Origin of the sequence: Bacillus badius NBRC 15713 (genome assembly GCF_001591605.1) — a bacterium.
Lineage (GTDB): Bacteria > Bacillota > Bacilli > Bacillales > Domibacillaceae > Pseudobacillus > Pseudobacillus badius.
Genome location: NZ_BCVF01000014.1, coordinates 64,431 through 91,303, shown reverse-complemented (window position 1 = coordinate 91,303; position 26,873 = coordinate 64,431). Strand labels below are relative to the sequence as shown.

Annotated in this window: 34 protein-coding genes; 21 read left to right on the top strand and 13 right to left on the bottom strand. The window is 44.6% G+C overall.

The features are described 5' to 3' along the window. Nucleotides 1-87 precede the first annotated feature (87 nt). The gene (locus BBA02S_RS09320; RefSeq protein ID WP_041113557.1) at nucleotides 88-1,260 is read right to left on the bottom strand and encodes an LL-diaminopimelate aminotransferase; all 1,173 of its coding nucleotides are present in this window, start codon (nucleotides 1,258-1,260) and stop codon (nucleotides 88-90) included. Between the two features lie 220 nt (nucleotides 1,261-1,480). Between BBA02S_RS09320 and BBA02S_RS09315 the strand changes: the two genes are divergently transcribed. From BBA02S_RS09315 to BBA02S_RS09285, 7 genes are all read left to right on the top strand, one after another. Then, the gene (locus BBA02S_RS09315) at nucleotides 1,481-2,911 is read left to right on the top strand and encodes a phospholipase D family protein (protein ID WP_041095893.1); all 1,431 of its coding nucleotides are present in this window, start codon (nucleotides 1,481-1,483) and stop codon (nucleotides 2,909-2,911) included. 105 nt (nucleotides 2,912-3,016) lie between these two features. Further along, entirely contained in the window at nucleotides 3,017-3,223 is a 207-nt protein-coding gene (locus BBA02S_RS09310; protein ID WP_041095894.1) for a DUF1657 domain-containing protein, read from the top strand. A gap of 56 nt (nucleotides 3,224-3,279) precedes the next feature. Further along, the gene (gene spoVAD, locus BBA02S_RS09305) at nucleotides 3,280-4,284 is read left to right on the top strand and encodes a stage V sporulation protein AD (protein ID WP_041095895.1); all 1,005 of its coding nucleotides are present in this window, start codon (nucleotides 3,280-3,282) and stop codon (nucleotides 4,282-4,284) included. A 13-nt stretch (nucleotides 4,285-4,297) separates the two neighbouring features. Further along, nucleotides 4,298-4,504: a DUF1657 domain-containing protein gene (locus BBA02S_RS09300; protein ID WP_041113558.1), complete on the top strand. Its 207-nt coding sequence runs from the start codon at nucleotides 4,298-4,300 to the stop codon at nucleotides 4,502-4,504. A 16-nt stretch (nucleotides 4,505-4,520) separates the two neighbouring features. Next, the gene (locus tag BBA02S_RS09295; protein ID WP_041113559.1) at nucleotides 4,521-5,381 is read left to right on the top strand and encodes a DUF421 domain-containing protein; all 861 of its coding nucleotides are present in this window, start codon (nucleotides 4,521-4,523) and stop codon (nucleotides 5,379-5,381) included. Between the two features lie 155 nt (nucleotides 5,382-5,536). Beyond that, on the top strand, nucleotides 5,537-5,896 hold the full coding sequence (locus tag BBA02S_RS09290; protein ID WP_041095898.1) for a replication termination protein: 360 nt from the start codon (nucleotides 5,537-5,539) through the stop codon (nucleotides 5,894-5,896). A 37-nt stretch (nucleotides 5,897-5,933) separates the two neighbouring features. Beyond that, nucleotides 5,934-6,308, top strand: a complete 375-nt coding sequence (locus BBA02S_RS09285; RefSeq protein ID WP_041095899.1) for a PH domain-containing protein — start codon at nucleotides 5,934-5,936, stop codon at nucleotides 6,306-6,308. Between the two features lie 181 nt (nucleotides 6,309-6,489). Here BBA02S_RS09285 and BBA02S_RS20270 read toward each other — a convergent pair whose 3' ends face one another. The 3 genes from BBA02S_RS20270 to BBA02S_RS09280 form a co-directional block, all read right to left on the bottom strand. After that, the gene (locus BBA02S_RS20270) at nucleotides 6,490-6,627 is read right to left on the bottom strand and encodes a YjcZ family sporulation protein (RefSeq protein ID WP_082028075.1); all 138 of its coding nucleotides are present in this window, start codon (nucleotides 6,625-6,627) and stop codon (nucleotides 6,490-6,492) included. Between the two features lie 222 nt (nucleotides 6,628-6,849). Beyond that, nucleotides 6,850-7,155, bottom strand: coding sequence for a CotD family spore coat protein (locus BBA02S_RS20265; RefSeq protein ID WP_082040207.1), 306 nt, complete (start codon nucleotides 7,153-7,155; stop codon nucleotides 6,850-6,852). Nucleotides 7,156-7,286: 131 nt separating this feature from the next. Continuing rightward, the gene (locus tag BBA02S_RS09280) at nucleotides 7,287-7,658 is read right to left on the bottom strand and encodes a hypothetical protein (protein WP_041095900.1); all 372 of its coding nucleotides are present in this window, start codon (nucleotides 7,656-7,658) and stop codon (nucleotides 7,287-7,289) included. A 409-nt stretch (nucleotides 7,659-8,067) separates the two neighbouring features. On the opposite strand from BBA02S_RS09280, the gene BBA02S_RS20260 reads away from it, so the two are divergent. The 3 genes from BBA02S_RS20260 to BBA02S_RS09270 all read left to right on the top strand — a co-directional run bounded on the left by BBA02S_RS20260 (nucleotide 8,068) and on the right by BBA02S_RS09270 (nucleotide 10,558). Next, nucleotides 8,068-8,211, top strand: a complete 144-nt coding sequence (locus tag BBA02S_RS20260; RefSeq protein WP_082028077.1) for a YrzI family small protein — start codon at nucleotides 8,068-8,070, stop codon at nucleotides 8,209-8,211. Nucleotides 8,212-8,433: 222 nt separating this feature from the next. Next, the gene (locus tag BBA02S_RS09275) at nucleotides 8,434-9,651 is read left to right on the top strand and encodes an MFS transporter (RefSeq protein WP_041113560.1); all 1,218 of its coding nucleotides are present in this window, start codon (nucleotides 8,434-8,436) and stop codon (nucleotides 9,649-9,651) included. Nucleotides 9,652-9,958: 307 nt separating this feature from the next. Next, entirely contained in the window at nucleotides 9,959-10,558 is a 600-nt protein-coding gene (locus BBA02S_RS09270) for a hypothetical protein (protein WP_052477280.1), read from the top strand. Between the two features lie 116 nt (nucleotides 10,559-10,674). Here BBA02S_RS09270 and BBA02S_RS09265 read toward each other — a convergent pair whose 3' ends face one another. Together BBA02S_RS09265 and BBA02S_RS09260 are read right to left on the bottom strand one after the other, a co-directional pair. Further along, complete coding sequence (locus tag BBA02S_RS09265; protein ID WP_041095902.1) at nucleotides 10,675-11,004, bottom strand: AzlD domain-containing protein; 330 nt, start codon at nucleotides 11,002-11,004, stop codon at nucleotides 10,675-10,677. Further along, complete coding sequence (locus BBA02S_RS09260) at nucleotides 11,001-11,708, bottom strand: AzlC family ABC transporter permease (protein WP_370670949.1); 708 nt, start codon at nucleotides 11,706-11,708, stop codon at nucleotides 11,001-11,003. The genes BBA02S_RS09265 and BBA02S_RS09260 overlap by 4 nt, the downstream gene beginning before the upstream one ends. An 83-nt stretch (nucleotides 11,709-11,791) precedes the next feature. On the opposite strand from BBA02S_RS09260, the gene BBA02S_RS09255 reads away from it, so the two are divergent. Continuing rightward, on the top strand, nucleotides 11,792-12,346 hold the full coding sequence (locus BBA02S_RS09255; RefSeq protein WP_041095903.1) for a helix-turn-helix domain-containing protein: 555 nt from the start codon (nucleotides 11,792-11,794) through the stop codon (nucleotides 12,344-12,346). A 146-nt stretch (nucleotides 12,347-12,492) separates the two neighbouring features. Here BBA02S_RS09255 and trhA read toward each other — a convergent pair whose 3' ends face one another. Beyond that, a complete protein-coding gene (gene trhA, locus BBA02S_RS09250) occupies nucleotides 12,493-13,137 on the bottom strand; it encodes a PAQR family membrane homeostasis protein TrhA (RefSeq protein WP_041095904.1) in 645 nt (214 codons plus the stop codon). Between the two features lie 477 nt (nucleotides 13,138-13,614). Between trhA and BBA02S_RS09245 the strand changes: the two genes are divergently transcribed. Together BBA02S_RS09245 and BBA02S_RS09240 are read left to right on the top strand one after the other, a co-directional pair. Then, nucleotides 13,615-15,342 carry a methyl-accepting chemotaxis protein gene (locus BBA02S_RS09245; protein WP_041113561.1) on the top strand — a complete coding sequence of 576 codons (1,728 nt, stop codon included), beginning with the start codon at nucleotides 13,615-13,617 and terminating at the stop codon, nucleotides 15,340-15,342. Between the two features lie 26 nt (nucleotides 15,343-15,368). Beyond that, on the top strand, nucleotides 15,369-15,644 hold the full coding sequence (locus BBA02S_RS09240) for a GNAT family N-acetyltransferase (RefSeq protein ID WP_041095905.1): 276 nt from the start codon (nucleotides 15,369-15,371) through the stop codon (nucleotides 15,642-15,644). 19 nt (nucleotides 15,645-15,663) lie between these two features. Here BBA02S_RS09240 and BBA02S_RS09235 read toward each other — a convergent pair whose 3' ends face one another. Together BBA02S_RS09235 and BBA02S_RS09230 are read right to left on the bottom strand one after the other, a co-directional pair. Beyond that, the gene (locus BBA02S_RS09235; protein ID WP_041095906.1) at nucleotides 15,664-15,846 is read right to left on the bottom strand and encodes a YozQ family protein; all 183 of its coding nucleotides are present in this window, start codon (nucleotides 15,844-15,846) and stop codon (nucleotides 15,664-15,666) included. A 79-nt stretch (nucleotides 15,847-15,925) separates the two neighbouring features. Beyond that, a complete protein-coding gene (locus BBA02S_RS09230) occupies nucleotides 15,926-16,750 on the bottom strand; it encodes an MBL fold metallo-hydrolase (protein ID WP_041113562.1) in 825 nt (274 codons plus the stop codon). 129 nt (nucleotides 16,751-16,879) lie between these two features. Here BBA02S_RS09230 and BBA02S_RS09225 point away from each other — a divergent pair, with 129 nt between their 5' ends. After that, nucleotides 16,880-17,302 (top strand): DUF2935 domain-containing protein, encoded by a 423-nt coding sequence (locus tag BBA02S_RS09225; RefSeq protein ID WP_041095908.1) that lies wholly within the window; start codon nucleotides 16,880-16,882, stop codon nucleotides 17,300-17,302. Nucleotides 17,303-17,361: 59 nt separating this feature from the next. Here the strand turns inward: BBA02S_RS09225 and BBA02S_RS09220 are convergent, their stop codons facing one another. The 4 genes from BBA02S_RS09220 to BBA02S_RS09210 form a co-directional block, all read right to left on the bottom strand. Continuing rightward, complete coding sequence (locus tag BBA02S_RS09220; protein WP_041113563.1) at nucleotides 17,362-17,841, bottom strand: hypothetical protein; 480 nt, start codon at nucleotides 17,839-17,841, stop codon at nucleotides 17,362-17,364. Between the two features lie 199 nt (nucleotides 17,842-18,040). Beyond that, complete coding sequence (locus BBA02S_RS09215; RefSeq protein WP_041095910.1) at nucleotides 18,041-19,666, bottom strand: ABC-F family ATP-binding cassette domain-containing protein; 1,626 nt, start codon at nucleotides 19,664-19,666, stop codon at nucleotides 18,041-18,043. A 130-nt stretch (nucleotides 19,667-19,796) separates the two neighbouring features. Next, nucleotides 19,797-19,958, bottom strand: a complete 162-nt coding sequence (locus BBA02S_RS20610; protein ID WP_156136557.1) for a hypothetical protein — start codon at nucleotides 19,956-19,958, stop codon at nucleotides 19,797-19,799. A 421-nt stretch (nucleotides 19,959-20,379) separates the two neighbouring features. Then, entirely contained in the window at nucleotides 20,380-20,796 is a 417-nt protein-coding gene (locus tag BBA02S_RS09210) for a pyridoxamine 5'-phosphate oxidase family protein (RefSeq protein ID WP_041113659.1), read from the bottom strand. 185 nt (nucleotides 20,797-20,981) lie between these two features. Between BBA02S_RS09210 and BBA02S_RS09205 the strand changes: the two genes are divergently transcribed. The 7 genes from BBA02S_RS09205 (at nucleotide 20,982) to BBA02S_RS09175 (ending at nucleotide 26,642) form a co-directional block, all read left to right on the top strand. After that, entirely contained in the window at nucleotides 20,982-21,689 is a 708-nt protein-coding gene (locus BBA02S_RS09205; protein WP_041113564.1) for a phosphoadenylyl-sulfate reductase, read from the top strand. 60 nt (nucleotides 21,690-21,749) lie between these two features. Continuing rightward, nucleotides 21,750-22,898, top strand: coding sequence for a sulfate adenylyltransferase (gene sat, locus BBA02S_RS09200; RefSeq protein WP_041095912.1), 1,149 nt, complete (start codon nucleotides 21,750-21,752; stop codon nucleotides 22,896-22,898). Between the two features lie 12 nt (nucleotides 22,899-22,910). Continuing rightward, nucleotides 22,911-23,504: an adenylyl-sulfate kinase gene (cysC, locus tag BBA02S_RS09195; protein WP_041095913.1), complete on the top strand. Its 594-nt coding sequence runs from the start codon at nucleotides 22,911-22,913 to the stop codon at nucleotides 23,502-23,504. A gap of 68 nt (nucleotides 23,505-23,572) precedes the next feature. Continuing rightward, nucleotides 23,573-24,355, top strand: a complete 783-nt coding sequence (cobA, locus tag BBA02S_RS09190; RefSeq protein WP_174521404.1) for a uroporphyrinogen-III C-methyltransferase — start codon at nucleotides 23,573-23,575, stop codon at nucleotides 24,353-24,355. Beyond that, on the top strand, nucleotides 24,352-25,125 hold the full coding sequence (locus BBA02S_RS09185) for a sirohydrochlorin chelatase (protein WP_041113565.1): 774 nt from the start codon (nucleotides 24,352-24,354) through the stop codon (nucleotides 25,123-25,125). The genes cobA and BBA02S_RS09185 overlap by 4 nt, the downstream gene beginning before the upstream one ends. Next, the gene (locus tag BBA02S_RS09180; RefSeq protein ID WP_041097935.1) at nucleotides 25,094-25,720 is read left to right on the top strand and encodes an NAD(P)-dependent oxidoreductase; all 627 of its coding nucleotides are present in this window, start codon (nucleotides 25,094-25,096) and stop codon (nucleotides 25,718-25,720) included. Before BBA02S_RS09185 ends, BBA02S_RS09180 begins: the two co-directional genes overlap by 32 nt. 16 nt (nucleotides 25,721-25,736) lie before the next feature. Then, entirely contained in the window at nucleotides 25,737-26,642 is a 906-nt protein-coding gene (locus BBA02S_RS09175; protein WP_041113566.1) for a sulfite exporter TauE/SafE family protein, read from the top strand. Nucleotides 26,643-26,873 lie beyond the last annotated feature (231 nt).

The following is a 26,873-nucleotide window of genomic DNA, read 5'->3' as shown; positions in this document are numbered from 1 at the left end:
TGTCCTGCTTCTGATCCCGCATAAAACCCTTCCAAGTTCCTTTTGTAACCAAACTAAAACCTGCAGCCTGAGGCCGCAGGTTTTTCGTTAAGAAACGGGGGAGAAGACGGTTTGCAGATTTTGCGCCGCTTTTCTTAAGGTTTCTTCTGGCTGAACGAGGGCGATCCGCACATAGCCTTCCCCGGACGGCCCAAAAGCCGACCCGGGAACCATGACGACGCCGGCTTCTCTCATGCAATGAAAGGCAAACTCTTTTGAAGTCCAGCCGGCCGGTATCTCCGCCCATATAAACATGCCGCCTGAAGGACGATCCACCTCCCAGCCAATCGCATGAAGCTCGTTGACCAAGGCGTCCCGCCGCTGCTGGAAAACCGCCCGGACATGGCTGCTTATTTCTTCAGCCTGGTCAAAGGCGGCAATTGCCGCCGCTTGAATTGGGGCAAACACACCGTAATCTAAGTTAGACTTCAGCCGTGTAACAGCGCCAATGATGTCTTTGTTGCCAGCGATGTAAGCAATGCGGGCGCCGGCAAGACTAAAGCTTTTGGAAAGAGAGTTAATTTCAATGCCGACCTCTTTGGCACCAGGTACAGCCAAAAAGCTTAGCGGCTTCGCATCGTCAAAGTAAAATTCCGAATAAGCTGCATCATGAAGGACGGCAATTTGATGTTGTTTGGCAAAAGCAATGACCTCGTTAAAAAATTGTCTATCGGCCTGGCCAGCCACCGGGTTGCCGGGATAATTTAAAATCATCAGCTTTGCCTTGTCAGCAACGGCTTCTGGAATGGCTGAAAGATCAGGCAGGAAGCGGTTTTCTTTTAAAAGCGGCATATAAAACGGCTCGGCTCCTGCTACTGCGAGCCCAGTTTCATAGGCTGTGTACCCTGGATCGGTGACGAGCACCATGTCTCCTGGATCCGCAAATACGAGGGGCAAATGGACGAGCCCTTCCTGAGAGCCCATGGCATGAACCAATTCCGTTTGCGGATCTAATGAGACTCCGTATACACGGTCATAGTAGCGGGCCGCCGCTTCGTAGAAGGCTTTTGTCCCTGATAAAGTATAGCCGTATTGCGTGGGGTCTGCCGCCCGCGCAGAAAGTTCACGGCGAATCACATCAGCTGGAGGAAGGTCTGGACTGCCCAGACTTAGGTCGATAAGTGTTTGGCCTTCAGCCTCCAAGCGCAGCTTAAATGCTTTTAATTCACTGAAAATGGATGAACCGAATTTTTCCATTCGCTTTGAATAACAAAATTCCAAGATGAACGCCCCCTGTAGTGTAAATCAATGATTATAATTATTGTAGCATACAGAATTCTTGTTTGATTTTAAATTTTTCAATAAGAAGCATGGCACAGGAAAACGGACTTACATTGTGATTCTTCTTTTCGTCTTCATGGGACAAAAATTGGGCTTGCTTGCCAGTTTCCTTTCTTTAGAAAGCGGGAATAGTCTTGTGACGAAATGAGGGGGGAAGACCATGGACAAAAAGATAAGAAAAAAGCGGCTGATGCTTTTAATCATTCTTGCTATTTATGTAGCCACCATGCTGCTCCATGTATATAAGCCGCTTCCGGAACATATTTCCTATGAAAGTCCGGTTTATCAGGTGGAAGCGGATCAAGTTAATTTTTACTATAATCTAACGGGAAAAAAAGAGAAGGGAAAGCAGTTCACTGAGCAAATAGTGAAGCGGACGCTGGAAATTATTAATGAAGCAGAAGATTTTATCGTAATGGATGTTTTCCTGTTTAATTCTTACCACAATCAAAATCAGAAATTCCCCCACATTACTGAAAAAATAACGGAGGCGCTGATTCAGAAAAAACGGGAACGCCCGCATATGAATATTATTCTTATTTCTGATGAAGTCAATACGTCCTATCAATCGCATACGACGCCTGAGTTTGAAAAAATGAAGCAAAACGGCATTCCGGTGGTGTTGACCAATATGAAGCCGTTGCGCGATTCTACCCCGTTATACAGCGGAGGTTGGCGGATGTTGTTTCAGTGGTTTGGCGACAAAGGAAACGGCTGGCTGCCAAACGGCCTTGCCGAAACCGCGCCTGATATGACTGTGCGCTCTTATTTAAAGCTGTTTAATATTAAGGCGAATCACCGCAAGACCATTGCTACTGAGAAGACGACTCTTATCAGTTCAGGAAACCTGCACGATGCCAGTGCTTATTTCACAAACACCGCTTATGAGGTGAAAGGGGCGTTAATCAATGATGTGCTTCTCTCGGAAAAAGCGGCTGCCGATACGCGCCAAGAAATCGCTTTTCCTTCAGCAGTACGGGAGCAAACAGGAAAAGGAAAGATGCACGTTCAGCTATTAACGGAAGGGAAAATTGCCAAAGCTGTGAATGAAGAAATAACAAAGGCAAAAAAAGGGGAAGAAATTTGGCTCGCCATGTTTTATCTTGCTGACCGCGATATGATTGATGCATTGACAAAAGCCGCAAACAGAGGAGTGGAGGTAAAGCTGATTCTGGATACGAATAAAAACTCATTTGGCAAGAAAAAAACTGGTTTGCCGAACATTCCGATGAGCGATGAGCTAAAGGAAGATTCGAAAGGCAAGATCGATATTCGCTGGTTCGCGCCAGAACCCGAACAATTTCATACGAAAATGATTTATATCAAGAAAAAAGATAAAGGCACCATTATTAGCGGTTCAGCCAATTATACATCGAGGAATTTAAACAATTTTAACTTGGAAACGGATTTGAAAATAACGGGACCGCGTTCAGCTGCAGCTATCGAAGAAACAGAGAAATATTTTCACCGGATTTGGAAAAATGAAGGGGCGGAATATACGACGGACTTTGACAAGCATTACAAAAAAACAGCCCCTATTCAGAGGGGAGTGTATACACTGCAAAAATTGCTGCACTTTACTACGTACTGATGGAAGAAAGCATGCCGATGCATGCTTTTTTGTTTACAATAATTGTTAAAATATTTTTTTGCGAAAACAACCATGCTAAAAGGGAAATTAAAAAGGAGGGTCATTATGACGGTCATTAGTGATTTAAAACAAACAATGTCGGGGCTAAAAAGCGCGCAAGCAAGCTTAGAGGGGTTTGCCTTAGCGACTGATAACCAGCAGGCAAAGCAGTTATTTCAAGAAGCAGCTCAACAAACACAGGCAGTGATTGATGCGATTCAGCCTCGGATCACAGAAGTAGAAAATGAAGAGCCTCAATATAAAAATAGTTAATTAAATTCATTATGTGCAAAATTCAAAAATCAAAATAGAACAAGCGGGGTGAATGTGTGGAAAAGCAAAGGACGTGGGTCTTCGAGAACAAACCGGTGATTATTTCAACAGGGGTTGTCGGCGGACCATTCGAAAGCAATGGAAGGCTGGCTGATGACTTTGATGTGCTGCATGCAGATCTGTGGCTTGGAGAAGAAACCTATGAGAAGGCGCATAGAAAGCTGATGGAAGAGGCGACCATGCGGGCGATTGAAAAGGCAAGATTAAAAAAGCAGGATATTGAATTTTTTTTCGCCGGCGATTTAATTAATCAGATTACACCGACAAGCTTTACTGCCCGCACCCTTGCTGTGCCTTATCTCGGGTTATTTGGTGCTTGTTCTACGTCCATGGAAGGGCTGGCGCTTAGTTCCCTCTTAATTAACAGCAGGATGGCGAATTACGTGCTAACCGGTGCATCAAGCCATAATGCTGCCGTTGAAAAGCAATTCCGCTATCCAACGGAATATGGGGGTCAAAAACCGCCAACGGCCCAATGGACAGTAACAGGTGCCGGCGCTGCTGTTGTGGCGCAGGCAGGTGAAGGGCCCCGGGTGTTATCTGCTACCATCGGAAGAGTGATCGATATGGGATTAACCGATCCCTTCAACATGGGCGGAGCGATGGCTCCAGCTGCTGTGGACACAATTATCGATCATTTAACATCCTTAAATATTGATCCTTCTTACTATGATTTCATCGTGACCGGTGACTTAGGCTCTATCGGCCGGAATATTGCTTTGGAGCTGCTGCAAAAAAGAGGCGTGAATATAAGTGACAGCCAGCTGCAAGATTGCGGGCTGATGATTTATAAAGACAGCCAGCCGGTTTTTTCCGGAGCGAGTGGTGCAGGCTGTTCAGCTGTTGTCGGATACGGTCATTTGCTTAAGCGCCTGAAAAAAGGAGAATTAAAACGAATCCTTTTGGTAGCAACGGGAGCTTTGCTATCACCGCTATCTTTCCAGCAGCAGGAATCGATTCCGTGCATTGCTCATGCAGTAGCCCTTGAATCTAACGCGTAAAAGGAGAAGGTTTATGACAGTAGCATCGAGCGTCAAAACATGTACGGCCGGATTGAAGCAGGCAGAGGCTGTTTTTTCCAAGCTTGCTTTGCTATCAAGCGACCCGAAAGCACAGCAGGTTTTTCATGAAAGCATGCGGACGATGCAGGAAATTATCGAGCGGATGAATAAACGTATTTTTGAAATAGAGAACGAAGAGCCGCAATACAGAGGGTTTTAGTCAGGGGGGCGATTAAGTGGCTCAGTGGCTGGAAGTTGCAATCCGGTCTATATCTTTTTTAACGATTTTATTTATCATTACAAAGATTATCGGCAAACGGCAAATTGCTCAGCTCTCCTTCTTTGAGTATATTGCCGGCATTACAATCGGGAGCATCGTGGCTGAAGCTTCTCTTGCAAGAGAGCGTTCAATTATGGATGCGCTGATTGCCATTGGCGTATGGGGCATTATTCCGATGCTTGCTGATTACATTGCCATGAAAAGCAAAACAGCCCGGAGCGTTATCGAAGGGCACAGCACGGTCTTTATTAAAGACGGCAAGGTGCTGGAAGAAAACTTGAAGAAGGAAAAATATACGATAGATGAGCTGCTGTCTTTGCTGCGCAAAAAAGATATTTTTTCTTTAAGTGATGTAGAATACGCCGTTTTAGAGCAGGATGGAAACTTAAATGCTCTGTTGAAAAAAGATAAGCGGCCGCTCACACGAAGTGATTTGCAAATGCCATCGGTGAATGAAAAAGAACCTTATACCGTTATCATGGATGGGCATTTGTTAGTCGATTCGCTGGCAAAGAGCGGAAAAACGAAAGAGTGGCTGGATCAAGAATTGGAAGCAGCGGGTGTAACGATCGAAAATGTATTTATCGGCCAGATTAACTCCTACGGCGAACTATACATTGATTTATTTGATGATCAGTTGCAGGCGCCTGCTCCGCAGGAAAGGCCGTTGCTGCTGGCGAATTTAAAAAAGCTGGCTGCCGACATGGAAATCTTTGCTTTAGCAACAGATTGCGAAAAAACCAAGAAAATGTACGAGAGAAATGCAGCGGATATTCAAAGGATCATTCAGCAAGCGACCCCGTATTTATCGAATTAAAGGCCGTTTTTCAATCGTCTTTAATTCGATTTTTTTCATATTTCATTATGTGCAAAATTCAAAAAATGAAAATATATTGGTTCCTAAGCCGCAATTTTGCTAAAATAAAAACAAAGCAATGACGCAAGCAAACAACGAGCAAAGGAGTGACAAGCTTGCCAAGAGGTGAAGGGAAATTTCTCATTAAGCAGCGGGCTTTTTTAAAGCTTTTTATGATTCGGTTTGTGGAAGAAAATAAGCTTTACGGCATGCAAGCGATGGATGAACTGAAAATGACATTTAAACAGTTTGGCTACGAGCCGAATCACTCGGAAATTTACAGGTCGCTTCATGAGCTTATTGACGATGGGATTTTAAAAAGACAAAAAAAACTGCAAGAAGGGGCGAAATACAAAGAAGTAGTGATTTATCAATTTGCTGACTATGAAAAGGCAAAGCTTTATAAAAAACAAGTAAAGACAGACCTTGATCGAAGTATAGGGCTGCTGAGGAAGGCATTAGAAGATGTCTACTAACGATGAAGATCAATAGAGAGAGAAAAGAGGGGTAACCATGGGGTTATTTGATGGCCTAATCGGTAATGCGACAGAAGCAGATATTGAAAAAGTAGAAAAAACGCTCGAAAAAATTATTTGTGACGGCGAACGCATTGAAAAAGCTTTTGAAATTTTAAGGGATTTAATTGTCTTCAGCAACCGGCGCTTAATTGTTATTGATAAGCAAGGGATGACAGGGAAAAGAATCGAATACCATTCTATCCCATACCGCAGTATTACACATTTTAGTGTGCAGACAGCTGGCACGTTTGATTTAGAGGCGGAATTGCTCATTTGGATCGCCGGAACAGAAAATCCAATCGCTAAGCAGTTCCGAAAAGATGACAGCATCTTTGACGTGCAGCGAACATTAGCCACTTACGTTTTATAAGAAACCATTGGTCAGCCGTTTAAAGAGAAAATGAGGGAAGGAGCTTTCTGAAGAAAGCTCCTTCATCTATTTATTCGGTTCATTTATCTTTCATATAAGAAACAGTCACTGTAGACTGGTCAAAAATGACAAGGAGGCAATATCTATTACTGAGACGTTTTCCTTGTCAGACAGCCATTCATTAGCACCAGAAGGAAGCGCCAATAATGATCAAAAGAATGAACAACACGACAATCAATGCAAACGTGCTGCCGTATCCGCCATAACCGCCATAACCGCCGTATCCGCAGCATCCGCCGTATCCGCCAAAGAAGCCCATCTGTTTTTCACCTCCTGATTAATAAGAACAATACATACTATGAAACAAACGAAAAGAAGGAATGGATAAATGAACTAGTAAAGAAAAATAATTTATCTATTTCCGACCTTTTAAGCGATAGCAGTCAATCATCAATCTTTCGTTTTCTTTTTTAAAAGCAAGCGTTGTGTTTTGCAACTGTAAAGAGCCAGGCGCCTGCCTGGCATATGACTGTTTTTGTACTTAAAATCCAAAAGGTCTCATCGGACCACAAGGCCTAGGCGGCATTCCGCACATGAGATGCTGCTCACAGCATTCATTGACAAGGGATTCTGTATGAGGGAAATAGTGCTGATGATGAATCATATGTTTGTTGACTGTCGTGGTATGGGAAGGGTGGATATGCGGAACAACAGTATTAAATACACTTGTTTTAACAAATTGCTGTGTGGGCGAAACTAACGGCGGGTCAAACTGCGCAGGCAATACTTGAGGAGGACAAAGATGAGGAGGACGAGCTCCGTAGCCGCCCCAATGTTTGTTAAACATGTTACGACCTCCTTCGTTATAGGATATGAGTCACTACCAGTGTATGAAAAAAGGCAGGCGATGGATGGGAGAATGCCTATTCGCCGCAAGTAAGAGGGAGAGCCAAATGGCTCTCCCTGTGCATTAAGATATCAGTATTTATGATGTTTTTTATGCTTCTTTTTATGGTGTTTGTAAGGCATCGGCGGTTGAGTGATCCATACAGATTGCTGCTGGGTAACCTGAGGGTAATCCATGTAATGATGATAATGATGGTGATGGTGGTGGCAATGCTCCATTCCCATGAACGGATAGCCCATCATATGCGTATAATCAGGGTAAACCATAGGAGCCATGCCCTGGCAATGATGCATAAAATCTCTCATATCAGGAGCGATATACTGATCTTCCCACATGGTAGAATCTGGTGCCGCAGGTTCATCTGGTCTAGCAGCTAGATCGTCCCATTGGTTTTGATCCTGCCATTCGGTTTGGTTTTGCCACATATTTTGATCTTGATTCATATTTGCCACCTACTCTTTAATTTTTGAGAGAAAATCTCTCGACAATGGCATGTTATGTTTGATTGCTGGAAAGGAAGCTTGTTTTTCACTGATTAGGCAGGTGCCCGGTAAGCTTTACTTGGAGGGGGAGCCGTATTGACTGCATTTTAGCTCCTAAAAAAGGGGCAGAGAATTTATGTTAATCCTTCTTGAAAGGTCGGTCCTCTGCTCAGATGCCCTCCCGCACGCAAAAAAGGGCATTCTTCTCAAATTTCAAAAAAGTCTTGTTTTTTAGTTTTGTTTGTGGATATAATTAACAATGTATCTTTAATATGTTAATCAGCCGCGCGTTTATGGACTGGTCAGCTTTCACATTAACTTCGAAGAGGCAGAAGCATACAATGCTTTTTTTGAAGGGAGGTGAGACCAGATGACGATAAATTTACTATTTGTCATTGTCACCATCAAACGACGCCAGAAAAGTGTGGAAGATTATTTTCATAACGAGCGCGTTGAGAAGATGTATGAAGAGATGAAGATGAAACAGCAAGAAAACCTGACAAACTTGTTTTAAAAAAATTGTAAACTGAAAGGAGAATGTTTTATGATTTTCTTATTACCAGCCCAAGTTAAATTGTTGAATTCACTGTTTGTTTTGAAGGATTCTGCCTAGTAAAGCTGACCAGAACTAAAGTAACGCCGTAATGGTTCACATGCCCCCGCTCTGTAATATGCTGCGGGGGTTTTTGCTTTCACTGGCATGTGATGTATTATATCTGAATAGGAATGATTGTTTATGACATCTGTAACAAATAAAGCCGAGGTGCGCGAGGCGACGATATACAGCATGCTCTTTGCCATCAGTGCCGGCCACTTTATTAATGATTCCATCCAGTCTGTCGTTCCCGCCATGTTTCCGATTATTAAGAACTCCCTGCACTTATCTTATTCGCAAATGGGGTGGATTGCCTTTGTGCTAAATATGACCTCTTCCGTGATGCAGCCGGTATTTGGGGCTGCATCTGACCGCAGGCCGCAGCCGTATTTGCTGCCGGCAGGAATGCTTCTGTCCATGGTTGGTGTGATTGCCTTTGGTTTATCTCCTAATTTCTATTTTGTTCTTCTTGCCGTTTTATTTATTGGTTTAGGGTCGGCTGTTTTTCATCCGGAAGGCTCAAGGGTGGCTTTTATGGCCGCTGGCAACAGACGAGGGCTGGCCCAGTCCATTTATCAAATGGGCGGAAACGGCGGGCAATCGCTCGCTCCGGTGTTTACCGCATTTATTTTTGTGCCTCTTGGACAAAAAGGAGCGCTATTATTTGCAGCCGTTACCGCTGCCGGCGCCGTAATGCTCATGAAGGTATCTGCCTGGTACAAGGAAAGGCTGGTGATCCACAGCGCAAAAAAGAAGCAGCAGACAGCTTCGGCCACAACGAAGCTGCCCGCCCGGATAAAAGGGGCGATGGTTTTATTAATCTTTTTCGTGTTCGCCAGATCCTGGTATGTGGCTGCTATTACTAATTTTTACCAATTTTATTTAATTCAAGATTATGGGCTGTCGGTTCCGCACTCACAGCTGTATCTATTTGCCTATTTGGCGGCTGGTGTAGCAGGAACCTTTCTTGGCGGTCCGCTCGCTGACCGTTTCGGCCGGAAGAATTTGCTCATTTTCTCCATGCTTGGAGCGGCTCCGCTGACTCTTCTTCTTCCATACGTACCGGTAACCGCTGTTTTGCCGCTTCTTTTGTTTATTGGTTTTATCCTGTTGTCCAGCTTTAGCGTGGCGGTCGTATATGCCCAGGAGCTGCTGTCCAATCGGATTGGCATGGCTTCTGGCTTAATTGTAGGACTCGCCTTTGGGATGGGAGCCATCGGTGCAGTTGTGTTCGGATTTCTCGCAGATGGTTTCGGCGTAAAATTTATTATGGTCGCAGCCAGCGTTCTTCCGCTGCTTGGCGTAAGCGCTCTATGGCTTCCAGGAGATAAAAAAATAAAAGAGTGGCAGGCCCGATGATTATTTAGTCATTAGATCTAGAAGCTCATTGAAGATCCCGCTGTGTGAGCGGGATTTTTCATTTTAACTTTAGGTATATAGGTTTGAGATGAGCGAACGCCTTAGGGTTTTTAAAACGAGAAAGGAACAAGAGCATCTGGCTTTATCAAGTTTTTCCTCGTTTACATCAACAAAGGAAGCAGCCGCTGTTTTTCGCTGGCTGGATGAAAAGGTTATTATTGCCGCTAATAAGAGCCTTTTTCAAAGTCCATAATATCATTGTGTTTAAAAAGCCAGCACCTGCTCGCCAGCCCAGGAGGTAGCAAATTTGCTTATTACACTATTCACATTAGGCTTGGTTATACTGGCTGTTATTTATTTTGTTTCTTTAAACAGGAAGGGGCAAACTGATAACAGAACAGATGACTTGGTCATGGAAAATGTGCCGCATCTAACAAAGGAGGACTTTACAATGGCTAAGAAAACAACAGAAGAAGTAACTGAACAAGTGGTAGAAAGAGTAGCGGAAAGAAAATTCGAGGAAGAGATTGGTGAAGAGTTAGCGCCTCTAAGAAGTCAGTTGGATTCTATGGCAAGCACATTAAATCAGCTTCAAAGCTCCCAGCAGCAACTCGGTTCGATTGATCCATCATCAACGGTGTCCAATCAACAGGCCGCTCAATTGCTTCAGCAGATGCAGCAATTTAGAAGACAAGCTCAAAGTCAGCAGCAGGAGACTTTCGAGCAGCTCCAGCAAACCGTTCAACAGGCCGCACAAATGTTAGGAAGTGTGGGGCAAACCCTCCAGTCATTTAGCATTCTTAACCAAATGACTCAACAAATCGATCAATCTCAGCAGCAGCTAAAACAATTAAGTTCCCAGCAAGTTCCACACAATCGACAAAACACTTCTTTTACTGAACACTGATTTTTCAGGAAGAACAGAACAGCTTGATAAAAAGGGGCCCATCCAAAAATGCCTTTTTGGATGGGCCCTCCTTTTTCTGCTGTATCGATCCTATAGACTAAGATGAAGCAATTTGATTAAACAAAATTCCTTAAAGCAGCCATCACAACAATTCCGAAAATCACAGTAGCCAACAGGCTTTTAGTCCACAAAGCGACGAATAACGTGGGGATCAATGCCGCCAGCACCTGCCAGTTTATCGCCGGCAGGGTCGCGGCTCCGCTGTTATCAATCACACTTCCGGCAATCAAAGCTGTTAAAATGCAAATAGGGATAAATGAGAGCCATTTCATTACGACATCCGGCAATTGTAAATTCCGGACGATTAAGAAAGGAGCGACCCGGGGAATCCAGGTCACAACTGCGCAGCCTGCCAAAATAAGAAGGATGGTCATATTGATACTCATTTCGATGTCACCACCCCGATAGTCGCCACGATCATAGTTGACAAGATAACGGCGAGATCAACAGAAACAAAAGCAGAGAATAGATACATCGCTGCGACCATTAAAAAAATAAGCATTAAATAATGCTTTAATTTAGACGCTTTGATGCTTTCTATCTGCAAGACTAGCAAGGCAATAAACATCGCTGTTAAAGCAAAGTCCAGTCCGAATTTTTCAGGATCAGCGACCCATCTTCCAAGAAGCGCCCCGACGACGCACGAAGCAATCCACGTAGTATAAGCAGTTAAATTCAATCCGTTCATCCATCGGTCATTCACTGGTCGGCCATTAAAGATTCTGCCCGCAGCCACCCCGAAGGATTCATCTGTCACCAGCGTGCCAATACCGGCATTTTTCCATAGTGAATAATTGGAAAAGTGCGGAGCCAGCGTAGCGCTTAATAAAAAATGCCGCAAGTTGACAATAAAAGTAGTGAAAATGATGGCAGAGGCCGGACTGCCGGCCGCGATCATGCCGCAAATGATAAACTGTGCGGCCCCCGCATACACGAATACGGCCATAAAAGCAATTTCCATGACGGACAATCCGGAAGCCACTCCGATCATGCCAGCCGCAAACCCGATACTTATGTACCCTAGAAGAGTGGGGATGCAATCCTTGACTCCTTGATGAAAGGTTAGGGAACTTTCTTCTGCTGCTTCCATTTCACTCACTCCCATCTTTATGTTTATGATATTATACATTTGTATATTATAATGATCAATATTTCTTTTTCAGGAGGACGATCATGGATTCCCTACAACGGTTAATTGGAAAGAATTTATTTGATATCCGCAAAAAGCGAGGACTGAGCCTGGACAAGGCCGCTGAACTGACCGGTGTCAGCAAAGGAATGCTGGCACAGATTGAAAAAGGAAAAACAAATCCCACAGTGACCACTCTGTGGAAGATTGCTAACGGGCTGAACGTGTCATTTTCTGCCTTTATGAAGGAGGAGGAGACACAAATTACCCAAATAAAAAAAGAGCAGCTGCAGGCTCTTGTTGACGATCAAGGAAATTATTTGGTTTATCCGCTTTTTCCTTACCATCCGCAGAAAAAGTTTGAAATTTATTCGGTGGACATTCAGCCGGGAGGAAACCACTTTTCAGACGTTCATACGAAAAACAGCGAGGAATTTGTTTTAGTAAGTGACGGGGAACTGACGATTGAAATCCAACATCAAGAGTTTACTTTAAAAAAAGGAGAAGCACTCAGCTTCCAAGCTCACCAAACACACATCTATAAAAACGCCTCTATGCAAAAAACCTCTTTTTTTGTTGTTATTTATTACCAAGAATGAGAAAAGGGGATTTGGCCAATGGGGAAAACCTGCAAATTGTTGCGGATGTTAGCGGCCTGCTCCGAAATCCCGTTGAAACATGGAAATAAGGACAAGAGGGAAAATAAAAGAGACCTAAAAAAAATCGCCGTTGCCGGCGATTTTTTTTAGGCTGATGGCAGCAAGTACAAGACGGAGAAAAAGTGAGTCACACTGCCGCCAAGAACGAACAAATGCCAAATCATATGATGGTATTTAAATCCTCTCCATACGTAAAAAACAGCGCCGAGCGTGTATAAAACCCCTCCCGTCACTAGCAGGATCAGACTGCCGCTTGGCAGGTTTTGAACGAGCGGTTCCCATGCAAATACAATCAGCCAACCCATCAGTACGTAAAGAAGCGTGGACGTATGTAAAAACTTTTTAACAAAGAAGCATTTAAATACTGTTCCAAATAAAGCCAGTCCCCAGATGATACCGAATAATGTCCAGCCGAGTGTTCCTTTAACAGCCAAAAATAGAAATGGGGTATAGGTACCAGCGATAAAAAAATAGATCGAAGAGTGATCAAAAATTTCAAACAGATTTTTGGCTTTGCCTTTTGGCAAGCTGTGAACCAGCGTGGAAGACAGATAGAGTATCAGCATGGTCGCTCCAAAAATGGTGAAGCTGACAACATGCCAAGCCGTTCCGTATAAAGAAGAGTAGACAATCAACAGCACGAGTGCCGCTATGCTCAGCAATGCCCCGATGCCGTGTGTAATAGAATTGGCAATTTCTTCTCCTTTAGAGAACATATGTGTATTTGCCATTGAAGCCTCCTCCTTTAAGCAATGTTCCTTCAGTGTATCATATAAGCCCTCATTTATCATTTTCTAGGCATTATGACGAAAGATTGAGCAGACAAGCAGATCTATAGGTAGAGAAGCGAAGAGCGGAAGAGAGAGCGGCCAATGAAAATAGTCTATTAGATGGATATTGGCACATGTATTGCATTGTTTTTATAAAGGAGATAGGTCAATGTGAGTATTAAACGTGGAAGGGAGCAGGGAGGAGAATGGGTGTATAGGTAAAATTTCACAATCAAGAGAATAGGAGAGAGGCTTCTGAAATAATTGGGTTTGTATGCGGAAATGAATAATTTATTCTTTGTGGAATAACAAATGCTGGAATTAGAGTAATCGTTGCTGATTGTGCGAAAGACAGGTGATTGCTCCTATTCATTTCATGCAGATCAAGTATTCTCTATCCATTTTTGAAAGAAAAAGACAGAAGAAAGGGCTGGAACTATGACGATAGCAAAAAAACTGACGGGGACGATGCTTGTCATTTTGCTTCTTTTATTGGTGGCCACTATGGCTATTGCTTATATGAACACGACATCTTCCATTGAGAAAACGATTGGCGCTCAAGGTATTCAGTCAGCTGAAACCGCTGCCGCTTTTATTGATTTAGATAAGTATGAGCAATTTTTGCAGCAGCCTTCGGAAAGCAAGGAGTACTGGGATATCCGGCGGCAGTTAAATCAGATAAGAGAACATCTCGGAGCGATGTATTTATATACTTTTACAGTGCAGGGGAACAAACCGAAAATGCTGATTGACGGCATGGCAAAGGGAGATCAATATTCCACCGAAATAGGAGAAGAGCTTTCCATGCCTATGGAGGATATTGAGCCGGTGCTTCAAGGAGGAAGCAGTTATACAGATGTGATTGCTGATGAACAATATGGCAAATACGTTTCTGTCATGGTTCCGCTCAAAAACGAGCATGGCGAAATCGTTAGTCTTATTGGCCTCGATATTTCCGCTCAGCAGATTGATAAGATTGGAGAAGAAACTTTAAAGAAAAGCCTCCCCTTAATCATTGCTATTTTTCTCATGATGATCTTGCTTGCCTGTATCATTGTCTACCTGCTCATTAAACGTACGCTTGAACCATTGGCTGGCATGAACGAAGGGGTGGATGAGCTGGCAGCCGGCCGCATCGGGCAATCTCTTCAAAGAATAGAAACGATTCATGCAAGCCGAAAGGATGAGATCAGGCAGTTCACTGCTAACTTTCGTTCGGCTGTTTCCCAACTGGTCGCCATGATTTCTTCTATTCGCTCTTCCTCAGATTCATTAACTAACGCAGCAGAACAGCTGACCAATGATAATCGTTCGGCCCAGGAGTCAAGTGAAGCCATTATGGAAAATATTCAAGAGATTTCAAAGGGGAGCGAGCGTCAGATGCAAAGCAACGAGGAAGCTGTCCGGGCCATGGAGGAGATGGCCGCAGGAATTCAGAAAATTGCTGAGTCGGCCTCCTCCATTGCAGAAGCAAGCAGCGGGGTCACAGAGCTGACAGCGGCAAGTTATCTGCAAACGAGTGACGCTGTTTCGGAAATTGAAGAGGCCGTGCAATCAATTGTTGCAACAAATAAAGAAGTCGTTGAGCTCGGCATAATGTTTAAGGAAGTAGAAAAAATTGTAGGAGTCATTACATCAATTACAGATCAGACAAACCTGCTTGCTCTGAATGCGGCGATCGAGGCAGCCAGGGCGGGAGAGGCAGGAAAAGGCTTTGCTGTCGTGGCTGATGAAGTAAGAAAGCTGGCGGAAGAATCAAAATCATCGGCTGGACAAATCACTGAGATGCTGAACAATTTTGAAGCTGTGACGGCGAGGGTCATTGAAAATACAGAGGTAAGTACAAAAAAAGCGGAAACCAGCACAGAAGCCGTCTTAAAGATCGAGCAGTCATTACAGAAAATGAAGGATTCTATTCAAGAGGTCAATAAAGATGTTCATGAAGTATCGGCAGTGACCGAAGAAATGTCAGCAGGAACAGAGGAAGTGCTTGCTTCGATGGAGCATGTAGCCCAGATTTCGAAAAACAATGTAAAACAAACACAGCAAGCCGTGTTTGCGGCAGAAGAACAAAGGGAATTAATGAGGAGGATGAACGAATCAGCGCATCAGGTAATGGACCTATCCGAACAGCTGGAGTCGGCTGTTCATCGGTTCCACTTATAAGTGAAAGAAGGAGGAGAGGATGACGAATGGATATCAAACATGAAGAGGGACGATTTTTCGTTGAGGACAGCGGAAACATGCTGGCTGAGCTGTCCTATGTGCCGGCAAGTAACGGACGGATGGAAATCAATCATACCTATGTTGATGAAAAGCTTCGCGGACAAGGAGTAGGAGAGCAGCTTATTGAAGAAGCAGTGAGCTATGCTCGTCAACAAAATAAAAAGATCGTTCCTACATGCTCGTATGCAAAGTCTAAGCTTGAAGAAGACAGCCAATATAAAGACGTTTTAGCGAAACAATAAAAGGCCCTGTTAGGGCCTTTTATTGTTTCGGGAAATCCTCCATCGCTTCGTCCAATCGGTCTATGTGTCCGTCAATGGTTCCTTCAGTATACGTATCGCTTGCCTGCTCATGTGTGACGGCAAAACCTTTCTCGGTTTCATCAGCACTTTTATAATCATTGAACGCAAAGGTTCTGCCAGCAGGTCCCTTTTCCTTTTTCATAAAGAGGCTCCTTTCACTCAGGTGTCTGCTTAGTGTATGGGGGAGCGTAAGGAATTATTCAGTAAACAGCAGAAGGATTTCAGTGATGATCGTCCACATACCGTCCATAATCAGGAACCGCCACTTCATCAAAATGAGCAACTAAATGAGCAAGACCGTCAGTTAACTCTTGCCCTGCTGTTTCTGTTCCGTGGCCTGTTGCAGCGATTGCCGGCTGCAATTCAGCCAGCCGGCGGACAGAAGCTTTGGCGGCTTCCCAATCGGTTGTTAAATAGCGCGGCGGACCCTGAAATTCTTTTTTTTGCGTAAGCACGTTGTAGAGTGCGTCTTGTTTGACCGTGATAAATGCATCGCCCGCGAGCAGAACGCGGTCTGCCGCTCGGAACAGGGAAATATGCCCTGGCGAGTGTCCAGGTGTATGGATCGATCGCCACCCTGGCATCGGCGGAATCAGGCCGTCTGCCGGCAATGCTTTTATTTTTCCTCCAAGGTCGATCGCCTTTGTTGGAAACATGGGCGACATTTTGGCGACCAGGCCTCCTTCAACAGATGCATCAGGTTTTGGGTAATCTTTTTTGCCTGTTAGATAAGGAAGCTCCATCTCATGGGCATATACGGGCACATCCCAGCGGTGAACCAGCTCTTCAAGGGCGCCTGCATGATCGAAATGTCCGTGTGTTAAGACGATGGCTTTCGGTTTTGCTCCTTCACCAAACAATTGCTCTGTTTGCTTCAGAATGTTATCAGCAGAGCGGGGCATGCCTGCGTCGACAAGCACCCAGCCCTGCTGATCGCCAACAAAGAAGAGATTAACAATTTGCACCGTGAACATATGAATATCCGGTTTGATGGAAACTACTCTGCCGCTGTTGACAGAAGTAGCAGGAATAAATTGATTTTCCAAATCTTTTCCTCCTCGTTATGTGTCCAGTCTTACTATATCCATAATGAACGAATGAAAACCGCTGAGGGGAACATACTGCTTGTCTTTCCTTCATATGATGTCATAGATAAATAACAGGGAGGGACAAATATGCAATTTTACTATGGTCCGCAAATGCCGCTGCGGATTTTAGATGAAGCAGAGTTTTGGAAGCATCAGGAAGAAGAACATACAGTTGTGATTCGGGAGCTTTTGCCTAACCTAGAAAAAAATTACGTAGAGGCCCTAAAAGAGTGGGAAGCTGCTTTAGCAACGACGCACCAAACGATTGTTCAATTTATTGAAGCACTCTCCCGGTCGGGAAACTACATTCCGGCTGTTCTCTATCAGGAGGTATTAAAGCTAACGGAATTTTGTCTGAAACAAAGTATGGCATTCATTGCTCTCTGCCGGCAAATTAAAAAACACAGCAAAAGCGTTCAGGACAATCCTGTGGCTATATCGGTAGTAAATCATATTATTCGGGAGTCTGAATACTTTATTGGCATTGCCAGAGCTTTGCTGTCAGCGTGAAGCAGTCAAATGAAAACAAAGCCGATTGGCTGCGGATTCCGCTCCTCAGCCAATCGGCTTTAATAAAATTCCTTATAGACCTTTCCGTGTTTCAAAACATCATAAATGGCTTTTCCGTCACTAGGATTTTCTGCTCCATAGTTAATAGGGATCATAGAGAAGAAAATGAGATACACGGAAAAATAAACGAACTGATAAAAGAATAGGTGTTTTGGTAAATAACCGATATGAATCAACCCGTTAACAATGATGATAGATAACGTATTAAATAAAAGACCGCCCGCATAAATAAGGGCATGCTTCCAGCGCCTTTCCTTCCTCAGCTCGCCGTAGTAGCAAGCTGCATCCACAAAGTAAAATTTCCGTACTTCTACTCCCTTAAAAGAAAACAGCACGGCGCCTCTTCCGACCGTTAGTTTCGCTGAACCTCCAAACAGCCAGGCGAAAAACGCATGACCGCCCGCATGGATAATTAAAGTTAACGGAAGCGTGATAAAAAAAGCCCAGACGAACGTCACCATGTCGTTAAATGTAAACATAAACACGCTCCTTTTTTAAAGCTCTTGCTGTTCTCTAGTGGTTTACCTCAAAGAGCTGTCTGTAAACGTCCAATTTTAAGGAGACTGGATTTTTAGATTAAGCCGTGGTTGATTCGCTGAAGGAGAGGGGAAGGTTACAAAAGCAGGGATCTCAAAATAAAATCAGCCGGAAATAGACTCCGGCTGATTTTATTTGCCTTTAAGACACTTGATACATTTCTTTAACTTGCTTTTGCAAGTCGGCATTCTCTAAGTATTCATCATAAGTCATTTGCTTGTCGATCAAGCCGTTTGGCGTAAGGTCGATGATCCGGTTAGCAATGGTCTGGATAAACTGATGATCGTGAGAAGCAAAGATCATGGATCCCTTGAAATTCGTTAAACCATTGTTCAAAGCAGTAATAGACTCAAGATCCAAATGGTTTGTCGGTTCATCGAGCAAGAGGACGTTTGCCCCGGAAAGCATCATTTTTGAAAGCATGCAGCGGACTTTTTCTCCTCCTGATAAGACACTTGCTTTTTTCAATGCTTCCTCGCCTGAGAAAAGCATCCGTCCTAAGAATCCGCGCAAAAAGCTTTCACTTTCGTCTTCAGGGGAGAATTGGCGCAGCCATTCGACAAGTGTTAAATCGGAGCCTTCAAAATACTGGCTGTTATCTTTCGGGAAGTAAGACTGGCTTGTCGTGACTCCCCATTTAAATGTGCCGCTGTCGGGCTCCATCTCACCGGCTAAAATTTTAAATAAAGTTGTTTTTGCCAGCTCATTTGTACCGACAAGAGCGATTTTGTCATCTTTATTCATAATAAAGCTAATATTATCGAGCACCTTCACGCCATCAATTGTTTTGGTTAATCCTTCCACACGCAGCAAGTCATTGCCGATCTCGCGCTCCGGTTTAAAATGAACATATGGATATTTGCGGGAAGAAGGCTGGATATCATCAAGTGTGATTTTTTCAAGCGATTTCTTCCGGGAGGTTGCTTGCTTTGATTTAGAAGCATTGGCGCTGAAGCGGGCGATAAACGCTTGAAGTTCTTTAATTTTTTCTTCTTTTTTCTTGTTGGCATCTTGCGCCATCTTTGCCGCCAGCTGGCTGGATTCATACCAGAAATCATAGTTTCCGACATAAATTTGAATTTTTCCAAAATCCAAGTCTGCAATATGAGTACATACTTTGTTTAAAAAGTGACGGTCATGGGAAACGACTATTACTGTGTTTTCAAAGTTAATCAGAAACTCTTCTAGCCATTGAATCGCTTGAATGTCCAAATGGTTGGTCGGCTCGTCAAGCAGAAGGACATCCGGCTTGCCGAAAAGAGCCTGCGCCAAAAGCACTTTCACTTTCTCTGAACCAGTTAGCTCAGCCATTTTTTTTGTATGAAGGTCCTCAGGCACACCAAGTCCCTTTAACAGGATCGCCGCTTCTGATTCTGCCTCCCAGCCGTTTAATTCGGCGAATTCTCCTTCAAGCTCAGCTGCCTTCATGCCGTCTTCATCTGTAAAGTCCGCTTTCATGTAGATGGCGTCTTTCTCCTGCATCACTTCGTATAAGCGAGCATGGCCCATGATGACAGTCTTTAGCACTTCTTCTTCCTCATATTCAAAGTGATTCTGCTTTAATACAGCCATACGCGCGCCGGGTGTCATGGAAACATGACCGGTTTGGGACTCAAGATCCCCGGATAAGATTTTCAGGAAAGTGGACTTGCCGGCTCCGTTGGCACCGATTAACCCGTAACAATTCCCGGGGGTGAATTTAATGTTAATATCTTCAAATAGCTTTTTATCGCCGAAGCGCAAGCTGACATCCTGTACAGTAATCAATAGTATTCGTCCTCCATTTATTCATAATCGTATCGATTATACCATCTTATAGCAGGAAAAGGGAGAGCTGTCCTGCCGGTAAAGAAAAGTGTGCAAAAAAAGAACCGCAGCCGCTTAGTCTGTCCGGTTCTTAGGAAGGAGAAATAATCGGGCAATTTCTCAAATGTTTCATATGGGTCAGTTCCACTTGGTGGGGAGGGGAAAGACGGATAATATCACAATATCCCGCTTCATCGATCCGGATAATTCGATACTTCTTCTCCTCATATAAAATGATATCCTGTTCTTTCACACGGATAACCTCTCTTTGGGGCTAATTATACTAACAGTGACTTGCTAAGCAGCCGGGAGGATCAAAGAAAAGCCGCCGCTTTATCTATAAGTAAACTCCTCGCCAAATTCGCTGCCAAGCAAGGAGGCTTGAAAACGAAAAGATGAGTGATTTCCAACGCCGTGACAATGCTTGCATACTTTGCTGATAAGAAGCCCTCTGATTAGAGGAACTCTGCCTAATCCGTTGCATTCTGTACAAATTCGTCTGTGAGTCATCAAATTCATCCTTTCAAAGCTGGTGAATAAACATACTTTTCTGTAGTATACCCATCCATTCGACTGTATAATCAGAAAATTTGCCGAGGGTTTTGTTTGTCTACGTCCGAGACAGAGAGGGAAAGCAAGAAAGACACCCTCCTGGTTAGGAAGGTGCCTGACTATTACAACTCCAGCACTTGAGGAGTTTTCTCGCCGTCATTCATGTAACGGATTGTGCTCGGGGTAATTTGAAGAACGATATATTCAGGGTCTTCCGGACCGTTAAACCATTTAGCGATTTCTTCATTCCATAATCGTTCTTTCGTTTCACGCGAATCGTCGATTTGAGCGGTTCCCTCAATTTCCAGGAACGAATCGCCCCTCCCTTCGCCGGAATAGCCAATTAACATGTGAACGTTTGAATTTTTCTCAATTTCCTCGACTTTATAAGTATCTTTTCCGGTTGGGGTATAAAGAGTCAGATCATCGTTGAAAAAGGTCATGTAGCGGGTATGCGGTTTGTTGTTCTTTACCGTCGCCAGTGTACCGACTTTATGTTCTTTTAGAATATGAAGAATGTCCGTTTTCAATTTTTCCATGTTTCCAGCTCCTTTTTTGCGAATGCTTTCTTCTTTTACTATTCCTTCCTCCAAAGAAAATAAACATATTCTTCCCTTGTTCATATACTGAAAAGGATTCTTCAAAATAGGGTTTGACTTTAGGAAATTTTCTGATAAGATTATCTATATTCATAAAATCCCATCCGTTAAGTAGGTGTTTAAAGTTGATTAAATATGAACAGTGGAATGAGAACAGCCTGCCTGTGTTTCCAGCGGAGAGTAAAACAAAAGGAGCGTTAGAGACTCTTCAATGGGCTTATAATGAATATGGCGAAAAGCTCACATATGCCTGCAGTTTTGGTATTGAGGGCATTGTGTTGATTGATTTAATTTCTAAGGTACAGAAAGACGCGGAGATTGTTTTTCTAGATACCGGTTATCATTTTAAAGAAACATATGAGTTGATTGAGAAAGTCAAAAAAAATTATCCTTCTCTTCGCATTCAGCTTCAGCAGCCTGAGTTTACCATCGAAGAACAAGCTGCCCGGTATGGTGAAGATTTATGGAAAACCGATCCTAACCAATGCTGCAACATTAGAAAGATTGTACCGCTAGCTAACGCGCTTGCTCCAGCTGCCGCTTGGATTTCCGGTCTCAGAAGGGAACAGTCTGAAATGAGACAGCATACGAATTTTTTGAATCAGGATCACAAGTTTAAAAAGGTTAAGGTGTGTCCTTTAATTCATTGGACATGGAAGGATGTATGGCGTTATGTGACGAAACACGGGCTGGTTTATAACCGCCTTCATGACCAAGGCTATCCGAGCATCGGCTGTGAAACCTGTACAAAGCCGGCCTATTCTTTGGAGGATATGCGTGCCGGCCGCTGGTCTGGCACCGGGAAAACAGAATGCGGCTTGCATACAAGCTAATTTTTTTTATTTTAAATCATAGTATTTTTATAAGGTTAATTGATTTAGGGGGTAAAGACAATGACACAAAGTATACCGCATGGCGGAACATTGATTCACTTGTTTCATCCGGATTTAGATATTTCTCATCTTCATAAAGAAATTGAATTAGACCAAACTGCTCTAAGTGACTTAGAACTGATTGGCACCGGAGCTTACAGCCCGTTAATCGGATTTTTGACGAAAGAAGATTATGACTCCGTTGTTTCCCGCTTGCGGCTGGCGGATGGGACCGTTTGGAGCCTGCCGATCACCCTGCCGGTTACAGAAGAAAAAGCGGCGTCATTGAATGAAGAAGAAACCGTGCTCCTTGTTCACAACGGGCTGCCTTATGGCGTGATGACGATAAAGGAAATCTACCGGCCTGATCAGCAGCACGAAGCCCAACAAGTCTATAGGACAACAGATCTTGCTCATCCGGGCGTGAAAAAACTGCTGGAGCGGGGCTCTGTTTATATTGGAGGACCCATTACGCTTATTCGCCGGATTGAGCGGAAGCAATTTAGCGAGTTTTATTTTGATCCGGCTGAAACGAGAGCTATTTTTAAAGAAAAAGGCTGGGAGCGCATCGTTGGTTTCCAGACAAGAAATCCGGTGCACCGCGCCCATGAATATATTCAAAAAACAGCACTTGAAATAGTTGACGGCCTTTTATTAAATCCGCTTGTTGGTGAAACCAAAGCAGATGACATTCCGGCTGATGTGCGAATGGAAAGCTATCAGGTGCTGTTAAAGGATTACTATCCACAAGATCGGGTGAAGCTCGCTGTGTTTCCTGCTGCTATGCGTTATGCAGGGCCGCGGGAAGCCGTTTTTCATGCGATTGTGCGCAAGAATTATGGCTGCACTCACTTTATTGTCGGCCGTGATCATGCCGGAGTAGGCAATTACTATGGCACCTATGATGCGCAAAAGATTTTCAGCCAGTTTTCTGCCGATGAAATCGGCATCACTCTGCTCTTTTTCGAACACAGCTTTTATTGCCAAAAATGCGAAAGCATGGCTTCCGCCAAGACGTGTCCTCATGACAAGGAGCATCATGTCATTTTGTCCGGCACAAAAGTGAGAGAAATGCTTCGCGCTGGCGAGGTGCCGCCATCTACATTCAGCCGAAAAGAAGTGATTGAAGTATTAATCCGCGGTTTGCGGGAGAAAGAAACGGTTTCATGAGGAGGGGTTCAGATGAGTACGAATATTGTATGGCACGAGCAGGCATTAACCAAACACGATCAGCGAACGGGAAATAAGCATCATAGTGCGGTGTTTTGGTTGACCGGCCTGTCCGGGTCAGGGAAATCAACCGTTGCCAATGCGGCGGCGAAAAAGCTGCACGAGCTTGGAGCAAACACCTATGTGCTGGATGGCGATAATATCCGGCACGGTTTGAATAAAGATTTAGGCTTCTCCGAGTCGGACCGGAAAGAAAACATCCGCCGGATCGGTGAAGTAGCCAAATTATTCGTTGACAGCGGTCAAATTGTCTTTACCGCCTTTATTTCTCCTTTTCAAGAGGATCGAAAGGCCGTTCGCCAGCTGCTTGAGGCGGATGAATTTGTTGAAGTATTCGTCAGCTGCCCGCTCAATGAATGTGAAGCCCGCGATCCTAAAGGGCTTTATCAAAAGGCTCGCAGCGGCCAGATTCCAGAGTTCACAGGCATCTCTTCTCCCTACGAAGCACCGGATGCGCCGGAGCTTGTTCTGGAGACCAGCCGCTATTCAGTGGATGAATGTGCCGATCAATTAATTGAATTTATGAAAAAGAAGAGCTGGATTTAACGAGAATAATGATAGAAAGCGGCGGGCCTTTTCCCCGCGGCGTTTGAAAATATGGAGCGGAGGTGGCCATTATGGAAAAGGTGCAGCTAGTCGGAGCGGGTCCTGGTGACCCGGACTTAATTACAGTGAAAGGCTTAAGGGCTATTCAAGAGGCCGAGGTGATCTTGTACGATCGGTTAATCAGCCCTGAACTTTTAGATGATGCGAAACCCGGGGCTGAATTGATCTTTTGCGGCAAGCTTCCCGACCATCATCATCTGCAGCAGGAAACGATTAATTACTTGCTGGTGAAGCATGCCAAGGCAGGGAAAAGGGTTGTAAGGCTTAAAGGCGGTGACCCATTCGTTTTCGGCCGCGGCGGCGAAGAAGCTGCCTTTCTTGCGGAACATGGCGTGCCTTTTGAGATTATCCCCGGCATTACCTCTGGGATCGCTGCTCCTGCCTATGCGGGGATTCCGGTTACTCACAGAGATCATAGCGCCTCCTTTGCCATTGTGACCGGTCATCGGCGCGAAGGAGAGAAAGAGGATCAGAAATGGGAGGCCCTTGCCAACGGCATTGATACGTTAGCCATTTATATGGGTGTCAAAAACCTTCCTTATATACAGCAGCGATTAATTGAAAATGGCAAATCCCCGCAGACGCCGGCTGCCTTGGTTCATTGGGGGACGACGAAAGCCCAAAGAACAGTGACAGGCACGCTGGCGACCATTGCGGATATTGCCCAAGCAGAAGGCGTGACGAATCCAAGCATGATTGTTATTGGCGAAGTTGTCCGGCTTCGGGAGAAATTGAGCTGGTTTAACGAATGGGAAGCAGAGGCTGTGCTGGCAGCGGGGGCCGGGCAATGAAAGCTGTTCTTTACATTTGCCATGGCAGCCGGGTGAAGCAAGGGAGAGTGGAGGCGCTCGCTTTCATTGAACGGACAAAACCGTTTATTGCCCTCCCTATTCAAGAGGCCTGTTTTTTGGAACTGGCGGAACCGACCATTGAACAAGGAATTGCCCGCTGTGTAGCGAACGGCGCCACAGAAGTGATTGTTCTGCCGTTCTTGCTGCTGGCTGCCGGTCATGCGAAAAAAGATATTCCTATAGAGCTGGAGAAAGCGAGATTCCGTTTTCCTTCCATCACCTTTTACTATGCTCAGCCGCTTGGTGTACATGAAGCTATTGTCGATATTTTAGTGGAACGAATGAAGGAAACTGGGCAGCGCATTTTACCGGATGCGTCTGTATTGCTCGTTGGCCGGGGAAGCAGCGACCCGCAGACGTTGGCTGATTTTGCAGCCATTAGGGATCTGTTCTGTTATAAAACCAAGTTAATGGATGTGAATTTAGGATATTTAGCAGCAGCGGCCCCGTCATTCAAAGAGGAACTGACGCGCCTCCACGAACAGAAGCCTTCTCAGTTATGGGTGGTTCCTTATTTATTATTTACCGGAATTTTGTCTAACACATTAAAAAGAGAGCTGGAATGGCTAGGTTCAGGAGATTCAGTGATTTTAACGAAGTGCCTGGGGTATCATCCGGCCATTCGACAAATTATAAAGGACCGCATAGAAGAGGCAAATCCGGCAAGGGGGTATTTGGATGTTTCCCATTATGGTGCATTTAGCGGGTGAGAAAGTTGTGATGGTTGGCGGCGGGGAAGTGGCTTTGCACAAGATAGAAAACCTGCGGCGGTTCGGCCTTCATGTCCATGTTGTGAGTCCGGTGATTCATCCGGGGATAGAAAAGCTCGCTGATGAAGGGGTGGTGACAGTTATCCAAAAACCTGTTGAAGAAAAAGACTACGAGGATGCTTTCTTGGTGATGGCCGTGACTGATTCGAAAAAGGTTAATGATGAAGTCGCCAAACAAGCTAAAGCAGCCGGCAAGCTCGTTGTTCATGCTGCACAGCCGGACCTCGGCAACAGCACCATCCCTGCTTCCTTGCAGCGCGGTCGGCTCGTCCTAAGTGTTTCCACAGGAGGAGCCAGCCCGACATTAGCTAAACAGATCAGAAACGAGCTCGCAGAAGTCTATGATGAATCGTATGAAGACTACATTGATTTTTTATATGAAGTTAGACAAATTGTGAGGAAAGTAGAACCAGACCGGACTGTACGCCGTCATTTATTAAAAATAGCGGCTGATCCTATCTTTTATAAAGATATTGAGCGGCGGGAAGGATTTTTGCGTGAAATCCGCCCATTTGCTCAAGCAACACAGCCTTAATTAGGAGGGGAAAAGAGTGGAACGTTTTGTCATATTGGCGCTAGTTGGACTCGCCGCCCAGCTTGTAGATGGTGCGCTCGGAATGGGGTATGGGCTTACATCTACGACCCTTTTGCTGACGGCAGGCATTGCGCCCGCGATAGCCTCTGCCTCGGTTCATATGGCAGAAGTGGTCACGACCGCTGCCTCAGGGATGTCACATATGCGCTTTGGGAATGTTGATAAACAGATGGCAAAGCGTCTAATTATCCCCGGATCAGTCGGTGCATTTTCAGGAGCGACCTTCTTGAGCCACTTAACTGGCGACTACGTGCGCTTATACGTGTCAATTTTTTTATTGGCATTAGGATTGTATATTCTGGCGCGTTTTTTATTTTTGCAGGATGCCCGCAGGCAAGAACATAAAAAGCTGACGAATAAATTTTATCTTCCCCTCGGTTTTGTCGCAGGCTTCTTTGATGCGAGCGGCGGAGGCGGCTGGGGGCCGATTGCCACTCCTGCTTTGCTTTCGCAAAAAGGGATGGAGCCAAGAAAGGTAATCGGGACGGTCAGCGTCAGTGAATTTGCTGTCGCTGCTTCCGCAACATTGGGGTTTATGCTGTCCCTCGGTCTCGGTCATATCAACTGGCTCTGGGCAGGAGCGATTATGCTCGGGGGAGTGATTGCTGCTCCAATTGCTGCCTGGATTGTCAAAAGCCTTCCGACACGCATGCTGGCTGTGATAGTAAGCGGCATGTTAGTTTTTACAAACGTTCGTGCCATATTCGGGTATACGACGATTCCCCTAACCATTCAGTATGTCATGTATACGGCTATTGTTCTAGTATGGATCTATATTGTTTTTCATGTAGGCCAAAAAGAACGAAGACTGAAAGCAGCAGAACTGGCGATGGGCTTGCAGAAATCACAAGAAACATCTTAATGTCCATCTTGCCTGTATGTTTTATCCCTTCTTTTTCAGAAAAAGAAGGGATGTTGGCTTTTGCAGGCTGTATCTTCACTGTTTAGTTCGCTGTCGGACGCGATTGTCTTCCAGGGGGATAACATAAACTTGAAAGATCCGGATGAGCACCGTTAATTTGATCATGATCTTGGAAAAGGAAGCCTTTCTGAGCAATTGATCTCAGTAGTGGTTTTTGGCGCGCAAACAGCT

Bases quoted from the DNA above. Each gene is read 5' to 3' on its own strand.
- BBA02S_RS09315 (WP_041095893.1), top strand. From the start codon at position 1,481: ATGGACAAAAAGATAAGAAAAAAGCGGCTGATGCTTTTAATCATTCTT.
- BBA02S_RS09310 (WP_041095894.1), top strand. From the start codon at position 3,017: ATGACGGTCATTAGTGATTTAAAACAAACAATGTCGGGGCTAAAAAGC.
- BBA02S_RS09300 (WP_041113558.1), top strand. From the start codon at position 4,298: ATGACAGTAGCATCGAGCGTCAAAACATGTACGGCCGGATTGAAGCAG.
- BBA02S_RS09285 (WP_041095899.1), top strand. From the start codon at position 5,934: ATGGGGTTATTTGATGGCCTAATCGGTAATGCGACAGAAGCAGATATT.
- BBA02S_RS20270 (WP_082028075.1), bottom strand. From the start codon at position 6,627: ATGGGCTTCTTTGGCGGATACGGCGGATGCTGCGGATACGGCGGTTAT.
- BBA02S_RS20265 (WP_082040207.1), bottom strand. From the start codon at position 7,155: ATGTTTAACAAACATTGGGGCGGCTACGGAGCTCGTCCTCCTCATCTT.
- BBA02S_RS09280 (WP_041095900.1), bottom strand. From the start codon at position 7,658: ATGAATCAAGATCAAAATATGTGGCAAAACCAAACCGAATGGCAGGAT.
- BBA02S_RS20260 (WP_082028077.1), top strand. From the start codon at position 8,068: ATGACGATAAATTTACTATTTGTCATTGTCACCATCAAACGACGCCAG.
- BBA02S_RS09275 (WP_041113560.1), top strand. From the start codon at position 8,434: ATGACATCTGTAACAAATAAAGCCGAGGTGCGCGAGGCGACGATATAC.
- BBA02S_RS09265 (WP_041095902.1), bottom strand. From the start codon at position 11,004: ATGAGTATCAATATGACCATCCTTCTTATTTTGGCAGGCTGCGCAGTT.
- BBA02S_RS09260 (WP_370670949.1), bottom strand. From the start codon at position 11,708: ATGGAAGCAGCAGAAGAAAGTTCCCTAACCTTTCATCAAGGAGTCAAG.
- BBA02S_RS09255 (WP_041095903.1), top strand. From the start codon at position 11,792: ATGGATTCCCTACAACGGTTAATTGGAAAGAATTTATTTGATATCCGC.
- trhA (WP_041095904.1), bottom strand. From the start codon at position 13,137: ATGGCAAATACACATATGTTCTCTAAAGGAGAAGAAATTGCCAATTCT.
- BBA02S_RS09245 (WP_041113561.1), top strand. From the start codon at position 13,615: ATGACGATAGCAAAAAAACTGACGGGGACGATGCTTGTCATTTTGCTT.
- BBA02S_RS09240 (WP_041095905.1), top strand. From the start codon at position 15,369: ATGGATATCAAACATGAAGAGGGACGATTTTTCGTTGAGGACAGCGGA.
- BBA02S_RS09235 (WP_041095906.1), bottom strand. From the start codon at position 15,846: ATGAAAAAGGAAAAGGGACCTGCTGGCAGAACCTTTGCGTTCAATGAT.
- BBA02S_RS09225 (WP_041095908.1), top strand. From the start codon at position 16,880: ATGCAATTTTACTATGGTCCGCAAATGCCGCTGCGGATTTTAGATGAA.
- BBA02S_RS09220 (WP_041113563.1), bottom strand. From the start codon at position 17,841: ATGTTTACATTTAACGACATGGTGACGTTCGTCTGGGCTTTTTTTATC.
- BBA02S_RS09210 (WP_041113659.1), bottom strand. From the start codon at position 20,796: ATGGAAAAATTGAAAACGGACATTCTTCATATTCTAAAAGAACATAAA.
- sat (WP_041095912.1), top strand. From the start codon at position 21,750: ATGACACAAAGTATACCGCATGGCGGAACATTGATTCACTTGTTTCAT.
- cysC (WP_041095913.1), top strand. From the start codon at position 22,911: ATGAGTACGAATATTGTATGGCACGAGCAGGCATTAACCAAACACGAT.
- BBA02S_RS09185 (WP_041113565.1), top strand. From the start codon at position 24,352: ATGAAAGCTGTTCTTTACATTTGCCATGGCAGCCGGGTGAAGCAAGGG.
- BBA02S_RS09180 (WP_041097935.1), top strand. From the start codon at position 25,094: ATGTTTCCCATTATGGTGCATTTAGCGGGTGAGAAAGTTGTGATGGTT.